Genomic DNA, 12,967 nt, shown 5'->3' on the forward strand with positions numbered 1-12,967 from the left:
TCTCCACCGCTTCGCACCGGAGGGGGACTTCCCATGCCCGTCACGGTCGTACGTTTCAATCTCGTCGCACCCGGCGCCCCTCCCGCAGCCCTGTCCGCCCGCTACCGGGCCGCGCTGGAGATGGCGGCGTACGCGGACGAGCACGGGATCAGCACCGTGCAGACGGAGGAACACCACGGCGCCGGGAACAACTGGCTGCCCTCGCCCTTCACCTTCGCCGGCGCGGTGTTCGGGGCCACCCGGCGGATCGCGGTCACGGTGTCGGCGGTGATCGGCCCGCTGCACGACCCGCTGCGGCTGGCGGAGGACATCGCCGTACTGGACCTGCTGAGCGGCGGGCGGCTCGTCACCGTGGCCGGGATCGGTTACCGGCCCGAGGAGTACGCCCTGTTCGGCGTCGACTGGAAGCGCCGGGGCCGGCTCCAGGACGAGTTGCTGGAGACGCTGCTGACGGCGTGGAGCGGCGAGGAGTTCGTATACCGGGGCCGCAGGGTGCGGCTCACCCCGCGGCCGTACACCGACCCGCACCCGCTGCTGCTGGTCGGCGGCTCGTCGAAGGCCGCCGCCCGCCGGGCCGCCCGGCTCGGCCTGCCGTTCTTCCCGAGCGCGCACCTGCCGGAGCTGGAGGCGTACTACAAGGAGAAGCTCACCGAGTACGGGACCGAGGGCTGGACGATGATGCCGGCCGCCGAGACCCCGCTCCTCCACGTCGCCGAGGACCCGGACCGGGCGTGGGCCGAGTACGGCGGCCACTTCCTGCACGAGGCCCGGACCTACGCCTCCTGGCAGTCGGAGCAGATCCGCTCGGCGGTGAGGTCGGCCGCCACCTCCGTGGAGCAGCTGCGCGCGGAGGGCGTGTACCGGATCCTCACGCCGGAGCAGTGCGTGGCGCAGGGCCTCGACAGCCTGGTGCTGCATCCGCTGGCCGGCGGGATGCCGGTGGAGGAGGGATGGCGGAGCCTGCGGCTGTTCGCCGAGCGGGTGCTGCCGGCCCTGGAGGGCTGAACCGGAACCGACGTCCGGCGGGCTCGTCCGGTGACCGCGAACGAGACCGCCGCCCCCGCCCGGGCAGTGGCCGGGCGGGGGCGGCGGACGGTACGAGGAGAGGGGCAGCGGGGACTTGGCCCTTCTCCCCGAGTTCTCGGGGTCCTCGCTACGCGGGTCAGCCCATCTCTTCCAGGGACTTGCCCTTCGTCTCCTTGACGAACTTCAGGACGAACGGGATGGAGAGCGCGGCGAAGACCGTGTAGATCACGTAGGTGCCGGAGAGGTTCCAGTCGGCCAGCGACGGGAAGCTCGCGGTGATGGCCCAGTTGGCGATCCACTGCGCGGAGGCGGCCACGCCCAGGGCGGCGGCGCGGATCCGGTTCGGGAACATCTCGCCGAGGAAGACCCAGACCACGACACCCCAGGACAGGGCGAAGAACAGCACGAACAGGTGGGCGGCGATCAGGGCGACCCAGCCCTGGGTGGCGGGGAGCTTGCCGTCCACCAGGTCGTAGGAGAACGCCCAGGCCTCCAGGGCGAGACCGACGACCATGCCGACCGAACCGATGAGGGCGAGGGGCTTGCGGCCGATGCGGTCCACGAAGATCATCGCGATCACGGTGCCGACGATGTTGATGATCGAGGTGGTGAAGGAGTAGAGGAACGAGTCCGTCGGGTCGACACCGACCGACTGCCACAACGTCGAGGAGTAGTAGAACGCCACGTTGATGCCGACGAACTGCTGGAAGACCGACAGGCCGATACCCACCCAGACGATCGGCTTGAAGAAGAAGGAGCCGCCCAGGAGGTCCTTGAAGGAGGACTTGTGCTCCCGCTTCATGGCGTGCTCGATCTCGGCGATCCGGGCGTCCAGGTCGATCTTGTCGCCCTCGACCTCCTTGAGCACCTCGCGGGCGCGCTCCTTGCGGCCGACCTCGATCAGGAAGCGCGGCGACTCGGGGATCGCGAAGGAGAGCAGACCGTAGAGGACGGCCGGGATCACCATGACGCCGAGCATGACCTGCCAGGCCTCCAGGCCCAGCAGCTTGCCGCGCTGGTCACCGCCAGCGGCGTTCAGGATGGCCCAGTTGACGAGCTGGGAGACGGCGATGCCGACCACGATCGCGGCCTGCTGGAAGGAGCCGAGCCGGCCGCGGTAGGCCGGCGGGGCGACCTCGGCGATGTAGGCGGGGCCGATGACGGAGGCCATGCCGATGGCGAAGCCGCCGATGATGCGCCAGAAGGCGAGGTCCCACAGCGCGAAGGGCAGCGCGGAGCCGACGGCGCTGATCGTGAAGAGGACGGCGGCGATCTGCATACAGCGGATGCGGCCGATCCGGTCGGCTATGCGGCCGGCCGTGGCGGCGCCGATGGCACAGCCGATCAGCGCGATCGCGATGACCTGCGCGAGGGCCGCGGAGCCGATGTCGTAGCGGCCGCGGATGGCCTCGACGGCGCCGTTGATCACGGAGCTGTCGTAGCCGAAGAGGAAACCGCCCATGGCGGCCGCCGCAGCGATGAAGATGACATGCCCGAGATGCTCGGGATGAGCCGTCCTGGCTCCTGGCTGAGGTGCCTGCGCAGTGCTGGTCACGAAAAACTCCTCGGGCCGCGGCAACGCTGCCGGGGTGGGGTGATCCCTTTCAGGTATCCAGTGGCGCACAGGTTCACACCACTTACCCCTGAAGGTAAAAGCAACGTTGCAGAGACTATGCCTTCAAGTTTCGAAGTCAATAGTTCAACGGCTGTGAGTTTTTCGATAGGAGCAGCCACTCCGTGTTCAAGAAGTGAACTCAGAGTGAGTTGATCTTGGGTGGAGATCAGCGCAGCCGCTGCGAGATGACCTTCGACACCCCGTCGCCCTGCATGGACACGCCGTACAGCGCGTCGGCGACCTCCATCGTGCGCTTCTGGTGCGTGATCACGATCAGCTGCGACGCCTCCTGCAGCTCCTGCATGATCCGGATCAGCCGCTGGAGGTTGGTGTCGTCCAGCGCGGCCTCGACCTCGTCCATGACGTAGAAGGGGCTCGGCCGGGCCTTGAAGATCGACACCAGCAGCGCGACGGCCGTCAGCGAGCGCTCACCGCCCGAGAGCAGGGAGAGCCGCTTGACCTTCTTGCCCGGCGGACGCGCCTCGACGTCCACACCCGTGGCGAGCATGTTGTCGGGGTCGGTGAGCACCAGGCGGCCCTCTCCGCCCGGGAACAGCCGGCTGAAGACACCCTCGAACTCGCGGGCGGTGTCCCGGTACGCCTCGGTGAACACCTGCTCGACCCGCTCGTCGACCTCCTTCACCACTTGAAGGAGGTCGGCGCGGGTCTTCTTCAGGTCCTCCAGCTGCTCGCTGAGGAACTTGTGCCGCTCCTCCAGCGCCGCGTACTCCTCCAGCGCCAGCGGGTTGACCTTGCCCAGCTGCTGGTACGCCCGCTCGGCGGCCTTGAGCCGTTTCTCCTGTTCGGCGCGCACGAAGGGGCGGGGCTGGTTGCGGGGGTGCTCGGGGTCGTCCGGCAGCCGCTCGCCGTCGGCGGGGGGCGAGGGCGGCACGAGCCGGCGCGGACCGTACTCCGCCACCAGCCCCTCCGGTTCGACACCCAGCTCCTCCAGCGCCTTGGTCTCCAGCTGCTCGATGCGCAGCCGCTTCTCGGCGCCGAGCACCTCGCCCCGGTGCACCGAATCCGTCAACTTGTCGAGCTCGGCCTTCAGTTCGCGGCCGGCCGTACGGGCGGTGGCCAGCTCCTGCTCGCCCCGGGCCTTGGCCGCCTCGGCGGCGGAACGCTCCTCCTCGGCCCGGACCAGGGACACCTCGACGTGCGCGAGCAGCTGCCGGGCTCCGGAGGCGACCGCCTCGGCCACGGCCGCCTCGTGCCGCAGCCGGGCCCGGCGCTGCTCGGCACGCGCCCGCGCCTCCCGCTCGGCGCGGGCCGCCCGGTCGAGCGAGTCGGCGCGCCCGGCGAGCCCCTTGACCCGCTCCTCATGCGTACGGGCCTGGAGGCGGGCCTCCATCTCGGTCTGCCGGGCGTTGGCCCCGTCGGCGGCGAGCCGGTCCCGCACCGAGGTGTCCGGCTCCTCCTCCACCGGCATCTCCTCGGCCACCGCCAGCCGCTCGGCCAGCTCCTCGGCCTCCTGCACGGCCTTCTCCAGCGCCTCCTGTGCGCGCGCCGCCGCCGCGGCCGACCGTTCGGCCTCGCCCGCGGCGCCCCGCGCCTGCCCGGCGAGCCGCCCGAGCTGCTGGGCCACGGCCGACTTCTCCCGGTCGGCGGCCCGCCGGCGCTCGCCGAGCTCCTCGACGAGCGCCGCGGTACGCCTGCGGTGTTCGGCCGCCGTGTGCTGCGCCTCGGCCAGCTCCGCACAGCGGACCGCCAGCTCGGCCAGCTCGGCGGCGGCCTCGTCCACAGAGGCCTGCACCTCCAGCAGGCTGGGCGCGCCGGCGGACCCGCCGTGTGCGAAGTGGGCGCCGAGGAGGTCCCCCTCGGCGGTCACAGCGGTCAGCTCCGGCTGGGCGTAGACCAGCGTCTCGGCGTCCTCCAGGGTGTCCACGACGACGGTTCCGGCCAGCAGCCGGCGTACGGCGGGCATGAGCTCGGCGGGGCCGCGCAGGAGGTCGGCGGCGAAGAGGGGGGCGCGTGCGCGGGTACCGGGCGGGTCCTCGTCGGCGGCGCCGTCTTGGCCGGGCGCGCCGTTGCCCACAGCCCGTGGGGACGCCGGCCCGTCGGGGCCGGGCGCGCCGTTGCCCACAGCCCGTGGGGACGCCGACCCGTCGGGGCCAGGCAAGCCGTTGCCCACAGACCGTGGGGACGCCGGCCCGTCGGGGGTGGGCGTGGGCCTGCGGGGGGCGTCGTCCGGGGGGCCTGCCAGGAGCAGGGCCGCTCGGCCGCCGTCCTGTTTGCGCAGGAGCGTGATGGCCTCGGCCGCCGCCGCGGGGGTCGTCACGGCGATCGCGTCCGCCGCCGCACCGAACGCGGCGGCCAGCGGGACCTCGTAGCCGGGGGTGACCGTCAGCAGTTCGGCGGCGGGGCCGAGGATGCCGGTGAGCCGGTCGCGGGCGCCGAGCAGTATCCCGGTGCCGTCCTTGCGGCGCAGTCCCAGCGCCAGCGCCTCATGGCGGGCCTGGGTCGCGGCGCGCCGGCGTTCGGCCGCAGTGACTTCCTCGCGGGCCGCGCTCAGGGCGGCCTCGGCCTCGGCGAGCTGCCGCTTGGCGGCCTCGTGCTGTCCGGCCAGGTCGGCGTCGCCGGCGTCCAGGCCGTCGACCTCCGCCTGCAGGGCCGCGTACTCCTCCTGCGCGTGCACCGCCCGTTCCTGTGCCTCGTCGCGGGCCGTCGCCAGCCGGTCGATCTCCGCCTGCGCGGAGGCGGCACGCGAGCGGGCCGCGTTGACCTGCCCGGTCAGCCGGGCCAGACCTTCGCGGCGGTCGGCGATGGCGCGGGCGACGTCCTTCAGCCGGCGCTCCTCCAGGGCCAGCTCGCGCTCCAGTTCGGCGCGGTGGGCGACGGTGTCGTCCAGCGCACGCTGGGCCGCTTCCAGGGCGGCCTCCAGCTCGGCCTCCTGCTCGCGGATGCGGGCGGCCTCCCGCTCCAGGTCCTCGGGGTCCCGGCCGCGGCGCTCCTCAAGGGGCGCGGAGGTGGCGCTCTTGACCCGGGCGTCGGCCAGCGAGACGGTGCCGCGTACGCGCTCGGCCAGCTGGGACAGCTCGTACCAGGTCTGCTGGGCGCGCTGGAGGCGCGGGGTGAGCCGGCGGACCTCGTCCTCCAGCAGGGCCTCGCGGTGGAGGGCCTTCTTCAGTTCCTGCCCGGCCGTCTCCTTGCGTTCCTTCAGGGCCGCCTCGTCGGCGATCTCCGCCTGGAGGGCCTCGCGCAGACGCACCAGGTCGTCGGCGAGGAGGCGAAGCCGGGCGTCGCGCAGGTCGGCCTGGATGACGGCGGCCCTGCGCGCCACCGCCGCCTGGCGGCCCAGCGGCTTGAGCTGACGGCGCAGTTCGTCGGTGAGGTCCTGCACGCGCGCGAGGTTGGCCTGCATCGCGTCCAGCTTGCGCAGCGCCTTCTCCTTGCGCTTGCGATGCTTGAGGACCCCGGCCGCCTCTTCGATGAAGGCGCGGCGGCCCATCGGGTCGGCGTGCAGGACGGAGTCGAGCTGGCCCTGGCCGACGATGACGTGCATCTCACGGCCGATGCCGGAGTCGGAGAGCAGTTCCTGGATGTCCAGCAGACGGCAGGTGTCGCCGTTGATCTGGTACTCGCTGCCGCCGTTGCGGAACATGATCCGCGTGATGGTCACCTCGGCGTACTCGATGGGCAGGGCCCCGTCGGAGTTGTCGATGGTCAGGGACACCTCGGCGCGGCCCAGCGGCGGGCGGCCGGTGGTGCCCGCGAAGATGACGTCCTCCATCTTGCCGCCGCGCAGCGACTTGGCGCCCTGTTCGCCCATGACCCAGCTGAGCGCGTCCACCACGTTGGACTTGCCCGAGCCGTTCGGACCGACGACACACGTGATCCCCGGTTCGAAGCGGAGGGTGGTCGCAGAGGCGAACGACTTGAAGCCGCGGAGGGTCAGGGCCTTGAGGTGCACGCCGCTGGACTCTACCCGGCGCCGCTATCTCACTCCACGAACACTCGCAACCCCACGGTTTCGCCACTGAACGCGCAGGGCACACCAGACGTTAAAGAAGGTGAAAAGATGCGGGGGAAAAGACGAAGGGACGCCGAAGCGTCCCTTGCAACTCTGATGACTGCGTTCCAGTCGGATGGATCAACTGAGCGGTTGATACGGGCAGCCCGATCGCTGTGACTGCTGTCGTGGAGCGATGCAGCGATCAGGTCAGCGCAGGCTCCGCCTGGTGTGCGTCGATGCTCTCCATGATCCTGTCCTGAGAGGCGGCAGCCGACAGCGCTTCGTTCTCCGCCTGGATCCGTACGAGCTCGGACTCCAGGTCCTGGACACGCTGTTGCAGCCGTCGCATCTCGGCGAGGAGTCGAGGGTCGGAGCCGCCGACGTAACCGAGAAGCGCCTTTGCCATGATGGATGGTCCTCCACACTGAGTGACCGACCGATGCGGTTGGGTCGTGAGGGATTCGCACCCGCGGTGCTTGGCACATCCGGGTGTTGCTCTGCTGTTGCTCCATGCCAAACAGCTAAGGTGCGCGGGGCTTTCAGCGTCTCACCAAAAAGTTTGACGGTCAACACGATCACGCCCTGTATTGGTGGGTAACCGGGGCACGCGGCCGGAAAAACGGCGGCGCTGCGCCGTGTCCGGACCCTCAGGGCGTGGCGACCAGCAGTACCTGCGGAGCCTGCCATGCCACGCTCGTCTTGGCAACCACCAGGGCGTTTCTGCTTCCCGCACGTGCCGCTGGCAGATCACCGCGTTCCGGCGCCCGGGGTTCGGCACGCCCGCCTCAGCGGATGGCGAAGCCGTCGTAGCCGCCGCGGGGTGTGTCCCAGATCTCGGTGACACCGTCCACGTGTCCGGGCGTGTCGCCGCCCTGGAGCCAGTCCAGCAGCCCCTCGCAGCCCTCCCGCGCCCCCTCCGCGACCACCTGGACGCGACCGTCGGCCAAATTGAGAGCAAAACCACTCAGGCCGCCGATCTCCAGCGCCTTGGCACGCGTGAACCAGCGGAAACCCACACCCTGCACGCGTCCACGTACCCAGGCGACCAGTCGTACATCCTCACTCATGGGTGCAACCTAACCGGCCGGTGCGGTCCGGGACACGCCGTCCGCCGGTGGCATGAGGTACCGTCCGGACCCAGTGCATCGCATATGAAAACTCACTCGATCGAGTGGGTCGGGTCGGCCATCGGGAGTGACTCGTCGGCGGGTCACTCGCCGTGCGGGCAACGGGCCGACCGCGCGTACGAGGAAGAGGGCAAGGACATGGGACGCCACCGACGCTCCGCCGCCGGCCGCGCCGCCAAGGGCCGCTCCACGGGGGTTACGCATACGCAAAGCTCCGGCACGGGGAGCGAAGACCCCCAGCACTCGTCCCCGGGGCACCGCCCGATACCGATGGGCACAGCGCCCTACCTGAACCCCGAGGCGTACGCCGAGGCCACGGCCAGGGCCCGCGCCTACCTCTTCGCGACGGACGCCGACGCGGCGCCGGCCCCGCCCGGGTCCGACCCGGACACGGGCTCCGGCTCCGGGAGCGGTGGCTTCGCGGGTGGTGGGTTCACCCCGGACGGCGGGCCGTCCGGCGGCCTCCGGCGGCGGAACAAGGTCGTACGACCCCTCCGACCCGTGCGCGCGGGCCTGCTCGGCGTGTCCGTCGCCGTCGCCCTCGGCGTGATCGCGGTGGCCACGGGGGTGGTGCCGGGCCTGGAGAACTACCGGCTCGGCGGCGGTTCGCACGTCACCGGCGGGGACCGTGTGCAGACCGCGGCGGCTCCGAGCAACTCGGCGAGCCCGCAGGGCGGCACCTCGGGCAGCGCCACCGGCGACACCGGCGGCCGCACGAGCGGCCCGGCCGTCGGCGGCACCGGGCGGACCGCCTCCCCGAGCCCGTCGTCCTCCGCGTCCGCCTCCCCTTCCCCCTCCGAGCCGGCGTCCCACAAGCCGGCGCGAGCCGGGTCCGCCGCGTCCGAGCCGGCTCCGTCGAAGACGGCCGCCGTGAAGCCGGCGCCGAGGACCACGGCGCCGAAGCCGTCCAAGTCCCCCCTGCCGTCCCGGTCCGCCCGGCCTCCCCAGCCGTCCCTGCCGGCCTCCCCGCCCAAGCCGTCCTCGCCGTCCAAGCCGTCCTCGCCGTCCAAGGCGCCCAAGCCGTCCGCGTCCGCCACGTCCGCCGTGCCCGAGCCCGAGCCCACCCCGTCCCGTACGGCCACGAAGGCGCCGGCGCCGACCTCACCGCCGGTGACGGTGTCGCGGGAGGCCGCCGCCGCGGCCGAGGTGCTGAAGCTGGTCGACGACGAGCGGGCGAAGGCCGGCTGCACCCCGCTGGCCGCGAACTCCTCGCTGACCGGGCTGGCCGGGGCGTTCAGCGACGACATGGCCGCGCGGGGCTTCTTCGACCACACCGACCCCGACGGCAGGACGCCCTGGGACCGGGCGGCGAAGGCGGGCATCACCGGCCTCGGCGGCGAGAACATAGCCCGCGGCCAGGCCGACGCGGCTGCCGTGACCAACGCCTGGATGAACAGCCCCGGCCACCGCGCCAACATACTGAACTGCGGTTTCAAGACCCTCGGCGTCGGCGTCCACTTCGGCCCGGGCGGCCCTTGGTGGACCGCGGACTTCGGGTTCTAGACGCTCCGCGGGTCCGCGCCCTACGCGGTGACGCGCCCCCGCGCGAACACCTTCGCCGTCTCCGTCACCCGGCGGCCCAGGTGCTCGGCGGTGGCCATGTCGGCCTTGTGGACGCCCTCGGGTCCCTCGTCGGTGTTGCTCTGGGCGGCGGCGCCGGCGAAGAAGCCGAGGCGGTTGAGGTCGTTCTCGGAGGCGGTGGTGCTGTTCCAGCCGGGGAGCAGCCCGAGGTTGACCCAGTGCATGCCGTGCTGGGCGGCGAGCGTCTGGAAGAACTGCAGGGTGTGCAGCTTGTCCCCGCTCTTGGAGGCGGAGTTGGTGAAGCCCGCGGCCAGCTTGTCCTTCCAGTCCTGGCCGAACCAGCGCTTCGAGGTCGCCTCGGCGAACACGTGGAACGCGCCCGACGCGGTGCCCATGTAGGTGGGCGAGCCGAAGACGATCGCATCGGAGCGGTCCAGGATCTCCCACTGCTCGTCGGTGATCTCGTCCACCTTGATCAGGTGCACCTCGGCCCCCGCGTCGGCGGCACCGGCGCGGACGGCCTCGGCGAGGACGGTGGTGTGGCCGTAACCGGAGTGATAGGCGATGGAGACGACGGGCGCGGTCATGAGAACTCCTCGGAAGGACAACGGAAAGAGGCTGCCCGGCCGCGAGAGCAGCCCGAAGCAGTAACCACAGGAAAGCACTAACTTCTAGTTAGTGCAACCTGGTGGCAAGCGCTGTGCGGGCGTATCCTGGTGCCATGACCGCCACCACCCGGGACCACGACGACCTCGCGTACGACGTCTTCGCCAAGGCGTGCCCGTCACGCGGCACGCTGGAGCACGTCACGGGCCGCTGGGGCGGGCTGACGCTCGGCGCGCTGTACGAGGGTTCGCTGCGCTTCAACGAGCTGCGCCGCCGCGTCGACGGAGTGAGCGAGAAGATGCTGTCCCAGACGCTGCACGCGCTGGAGCGCGACGGCCTGGTGCACCGCGAGGCCCAGCCCACGAACCCGCCCCGCGTGGACTACGAGCTGACCGCCCTGGGCCGTCAGGTCGCCGAGCGCCTGCTGTCGCTCATCCACTGCGTGGAGGACGCGATGGACGACGTCCTCGCGGCCCGCGCACGCTACGACGAGACGCGCGGCGGCCTCTGACACTTCGGGCAGAAGTAACTGGACCGGTTCATCCAGGGCCGGCGCCGCATCGGGGTGCCGCAGCGCTTGCACGGCAGTCCCTCACGGCCGTAGGCGTCCAGGGACCGGTCGAAGTAGCCGGACTCGCCGTTGACGTTGACGTACAGGCTGTCGAAGCTGGTGCCGCCGACGGCGAGGGCCGCGTTCATCACGTCCCGGACATGGCCGAGGAGTTCCGCCGTGACCGGGCGGGTGAAGTTCGCCGTCGGGCGCTCGTAGTGGACCCGGGCCCGCCACAGGGCCTCGTCCGCGTAGATGTTGCCGACCCCGCTGATCAGCGACTGGTCCAGCAGGGCCCGCTTGATGGTGGTCCGCTTGCGGCGCAGCGCCTGGTGGAACGCCTCGTCGTCGAAGAGCGGGTCCAGCGGGTCCCTGGCGATGTGCGCGATGACGTCGGGCAGGCCTTCGGGGGTGTTGTCGTGCAACGACAGCCCGCCGAACGTGCGCTGGTCGACGAAGCGCAGCTCCGTGCCGAGGGAGTCGGCGAACCGGAGGCGGATGCGCAGGTGCCTCTCGTCCGGAGCGTCGTGCGGCTGGACCAGCAGCTGGCCGCTCATACCGAGGTGGGCGAGGACGGACTGGTTCGTCTCCTCCAGCGGCAGCCACAGGTACTTGCCGCGCCGGGAGGGCACGCCGATGTGGTGGCCCTTGAGCCGGTGCGCGAAGTCGTCGGGCCCGGCGAGGTGCCGGCGTACGGCACGTGGGTGCAGCACCGCGGTGTCGGCGACGGTCCGGTGGGCGACCCAGCGCTCCAGGCCCCGCCGGACGACCTCGACCTCGGGCAACTCGGGCATCGGGACCCCCGTCGGAACTGCGGACCGGTGGATGAACCGAGCGCCCGCGCCGGCGTCGACGGCCGGGCGGGCGCTCGTGTACTGCGTCTTGCTCAGGCGGTGGCGGACGACGGGTCGCCGTCCGCCGCGGCGGCCATCTCGGCCGCCTTGGCGCGCTCGTCCGCCGCGGTCCGGATGGACCGCCAGGCGGACTCGGCGGCCTGCTGCTCCGCCTCCTTCTTGCTGCGGCCGGTGCCGGTGCCGTACGAGACGCCTCCGACGCGGGCGGCAGCAGTGAAGGTCTTCTCGTGGTCGGGGCCGGTCTCCGTGACCAGGTACTCGGGTACGCCGAGTCCCTCGATCGCGGTCAGCTCCTGCAGGGATGTCTTCCAGTCCAGGCCGGCGCCGAGGTTGGAGGACTTCTCGATCAGCGGGTCGAACAGGCGGTGCACCAGTTCGGAGGCCGCGTCGAGGCCCTGGTCGAGATAGACCGCGCCGATCACCGCTTCAAGGGTGTCGGCGAGGATGGACGCCTTGTCCCGGCCGCCCGTGCCCTCTTCACCACGGCCGAGCCGGATGAAGGAGCCCAGGTCGAGGCCGCGGCCGACCTCCGCCAGCGCACGCGAGTTGACCACCGCGGCCCGCAACTTGGCCAGCTGGCCTTCGGGCAGGTCGGGGTGGGTGCGGTACAGCGTGTCCGTGACGACGAGACCGAGCACGGAGTCCCCGAGGAACTCCAGCCGCTCGTTCGTCGGCAGACCGCCGTTCTCGTACGCGTAGGAACGGTGGGTCAGCGCTCGCACCAGAAGGGCGGACTCGACCTGGTAGCCGAGCCGCCCTTCCAGAAGCGTGTGGGACGAGGCCTGAGGGTCCGCAGAGTTCTTCTTCGGCGTGGACACAGTGCCTCTCACCAGCCGCTCAGACCTCGAGGACCTGGCGCTTGTTGTAGGTGCCGCAAGACGGGCACGCGATGTGCTGCTGCTTGGGCTCGTGGCAGCGCTCGCACGCAACCAGGGTGGGGACCGCAGCCTTCCACTGCGACCGGCGGTGGCGCGTGTTGCTGCGCGACATCTTCCGCTTCGGAACAGCCACGGCTACTTCTCCTGCTTCTCGTCGACGCCCGCATCGGCGCCGCTCATCTCGTCCTTCTCGCCGTCCGTCATCGGACCGGCGAGTCCCTGCAAAGCCGCCCAACGGATGTCGACGGCGTCGTGGTGGTGTTCCGGGTCGTCCGCGAGCCGCACTCCGCACTCGGAGCACAGGCCGGGGCAGTCGTCCTGGCACACCGGCTGCATCGGCAGTGCGAGCACCACCGCATCACGCAGCACAGGTTCGAGGTCGATCAGACCGTCCTCGATGTAGAGCCTGTCCTCGTCGTCCTCGGCGTCGTCGCCCGGTTCCGCGATCACGCGGCCCCGGTCATCGGCGTCAGGGTACGAGAACATCTCCTGGAAGTCCGCTTCGAGCTCCAGCTCGACCGGCTCCAGACACCTTACGCACTCCCCCTCGGTCGCCGCACGGGCGGTGCCTGTGACAAGCACCCCTTCCATGACCGACTCGAGACGGAGGTCGAGCTCCACCGGCGCGCCTTCCGGCACTCCGATGACCCCCTGGATGCCGAGATCCCTGGGAGCGTCGATCTCGCGGGTCAGGCGCTGCAGCGCACCCGGACGCCGACCCAGCTCGTGCGTGTCGATCACGAGGGGGTTGCGGTGGTCGAGGCGGGCGTTGGAAGCCATTCCTGCTTTCGATCTACGTACTCGAAGGGACGCCGCCCGACGCTAGTCCCGGGCAGCG

The 12,967-nt window shown here is 71.3% G+C and carries 12 protein-coding genes; 3 read left to right on the top strand and 9 right to left on the bottom strand.

The features are described 5' to 3' along the window. The first annotated feature begins 33 nt into the window (after positions 1–33). Complete coding sequence (locus AB0B40_RS14630) at positions 34–1,005, top strand: LLM class flavin-dependent oxidoreductase (protein ID WP_345059558.1); 972 nt, start codon at positions 34–36, stop codon at positions 1,003–1,005. 157 nt (positions 1,006–1,162) lie between these two features. Here AB0B40_RS14630 and AB0B40_RS14635 read toward each other — a convergent pair whose 3' ends face one another. From AB0B40_RS14635 to AB0B40_RS14650, 4 genes are all read right to left on the bottom strand, one after another. Further along, positions 1,163–2,581: a sugar porter family MFS transporter gene (locus tag AB0B40_RS14635; RefSeq protein WP_345059560.1), complete on the bottom strand. Its 1,419-nt coding sequence runs from the start codon at positions 2,579–2,581 to the stop codon at positions 1,163–1,165. Between the two features lie 226 nt (positions 2,582–2,807). Further along, complete coding sequence (locus AB0B40_RS14640; RefSeq protein WP_362264027.1) at positions 2,808–6,551, bottom strand: AAA family ATPase; 3,744 nt, start codon at positions 6,549–6,551, stop codon at positions 2,808–2,810. A 244-nt stretch (positions 6,552–6,795) separates the two neighbouring features. Then, a complete protein-coding gene (locus AB0B40_RS14645) occupies positions 6,796–6,999 on the bottom strand; it encodes a hypothetical protein (protein ID WP_031167290.1) in 204 nt (67 codons plus the stop codon). 379 nt (positions 7,000–7,378) lie between these two features. Next, a complete protein-coding gene (locus tag AB0B40_RS14650; protein ID WP_345059569.1) occupies positions 7,379–7,660 on the bottom strand; it encodes an acylphosphatase in 282 nt (93 codons plus the stop codon). Between the two features lie 198 nt (positions 7,661–7,858). On the opposite strand from AB0B40_RS14650, the gene AB0B40_RS14655 reads away from it, so the two are divergent. Further along, entirely contained in the window at positions 7,859–9,223 is a 1,365-nt protein-coding gene (locus tag AB0B40_RS14655) for a CAP domain-containing protein (protein ID WP_362264028.1), read from the top strand. Between the two features lie 20 nt (positions 9,224–9,243). Here the strand turns inward: AB0B40_RS14655 and AB0B40_RS14660 are convergent, their stop codons facing one another. Next, positions 9,244–9,828 carry a flavodoxin family protein gene (locus AB0B40_RS14660; protein ID WP_345059573.1) on the bottom strand — a complete coding sequence of 195 codons (585 nt, stop codon included), beginning with the start codon at positions 9,826–9,828 and terminating at the stop codon, positions 9,244–9,246. Positions 9,829–9,962: 134 nt separating this feature from the next. Between AB0B40_RS14660 and AB0B40_RS14665 the strand changes: the two genes are divergently transcribed. Next, positions 9,963–10,358 (top strand): helix-turn-helix domain-containing protein, encoded by a 396-nt coding sequence (locus AB0B40_RS14665; protein WP_345059575.1) that lies wholly within the window; start codon positions 9,963–9,965, stop codon positions 10,356–10,358. On the opposite strand, the gene mutM is transcribed toward AB0B40_RS14665, so the two are convergent. The 4 genes from mutM to AB0B40_RS14685 all read right to left on the bottom strand — a co-directional run bounded on the left by mutM (position 10,331) and on the right by AB0B40_RS14685 (position 12,909). Continuing rightward, positions 10,331–11,191 (bottom strand): bifunctional DNA-formamidopyrimidine glycosylase/DNA-(apurinic or apyrimidinic site) lyase, encoded by an 861-nt coding sequence (mutM, locus tag AB0B40_RS14670; protein WP_362264029.1) that lies wholly within the window; start codon positions 11,189–11,191, stop codon positions 10,331–10,333. The two genes, AB0B40_RS14665 and mutM, sit on opposite strands and share 28 nt — an antisense overlap. 92 nt (positions 11,192–11,283) lie before the next feature. Then, a complete protein-coding gene (gene rnc, locus AB0B40_RS14675; RefSeq protein WP_362264047.1) occupies positions 11,284–12,069 on the bottom strand; it encodes a ribonuclease III in 786 nt (261 codons plus the stop codon). A 19-nt stretch (positions 12,070–12,088) separates the two neighbouring features. After that, positions 12,089–12,262 (bottom strand): 50S ribosomal protein L32, encoded by a 174-nt coding sequence (gene rpmF / locus AB0B40_RS14680; RefSeq protein ID WP_003951102.1) that lies wholly within the window; start codon positions 12,260–12,262, stop codon positions 12,089–12,091. 2 nt (positions 12,263–12,264) lie between these two features. Next, the gene (locus tag AB0B40_RS14685) at positions 12,265–12,909 is read right to left on the bottom strand and encodes a YceD family protein (RefSeq protein ID WP_345059580.1); all 645 of its coding nucleotides are present in this window, start codon (positions 12,907–12,909) and stop codon (positions 12,265–12,267) included. Positions 12,910–12,967: the final 58 nt, after the last annotated feature.

The sequence above is a fragment of the Streptomyces sp. NPDC042638 genome (assembly GCF_040647235.1).
GTDB lineage: Bacteria > Actinomycetota > Actinomycetes > Streptomycetales > Streptomycetaceae > Streptomyces > Streptomyces rameus.

What these genes read in the sequence shown, in the direction of transcription:
- AB0B40_RS14630 (WP_345059558.1), top strand. Translation starts at nt 34, where the DNA reads ATGCCCGTCACGGTCGTACGTTTCAATCTCGTCGCACCCGGCGCCCCT.
- AB0B40_RS14645 (WP_031167290.1), bottom strand. Translation starts at nt 6,999, where the DNA reads ATGGCAAAGGCGCTTCTCGGTTACGTCGGCGGCTCCGACCCTCGACTC.
- AB0B40_RS14650 (WP_345059569.1), bottom strand. Translation starts at nt 7,660, where the DNA reads ATGAGTGAGGATGTACGACTGGTCGCCTGGGTACGTGGACGCGTGCAG.
- AB0B40_RS14655 (WP_362264028.1), top strand. Translation starts at nt 7,859, where the DNA reads ATGGGACGCCACCGACGCTCCGCCGCCGGCCGCGCCGCCAAGGGCCGC.
- AB0B40_RS14660 (WP_345059573.1), bottom strand. Translation starts at nt 9,828, where the DNA reads ATGACCGCGCCCGTCGTCTCCATCGCCTATCACTCCGGTTACGGCCAC.
- AB0B40_RS14665 (WP_345059575.1), top strand. Translation starts at nt 9,963, where the DNA reads ATGACCGCCACCACCCGGGACCACGACGACCTCGCGTACGACGTCTTC.
- mutM (WP_362264029.1), bottom strand. Translation starts at nt 11,191, where the DNA reads ATGCCCGAGTTGCCCGAGGTCGAGGTCGTCCGGCGGGGCCTGGAGCGC.
- AB0B40_RS14685 (WP_345059580.1), bottom strand. Translation starts at nt 12,909, where the DNA reads ATGGCTTCCAACGCCCGCCTCGACCACCGCAACCCCCTCGTGATCGAC.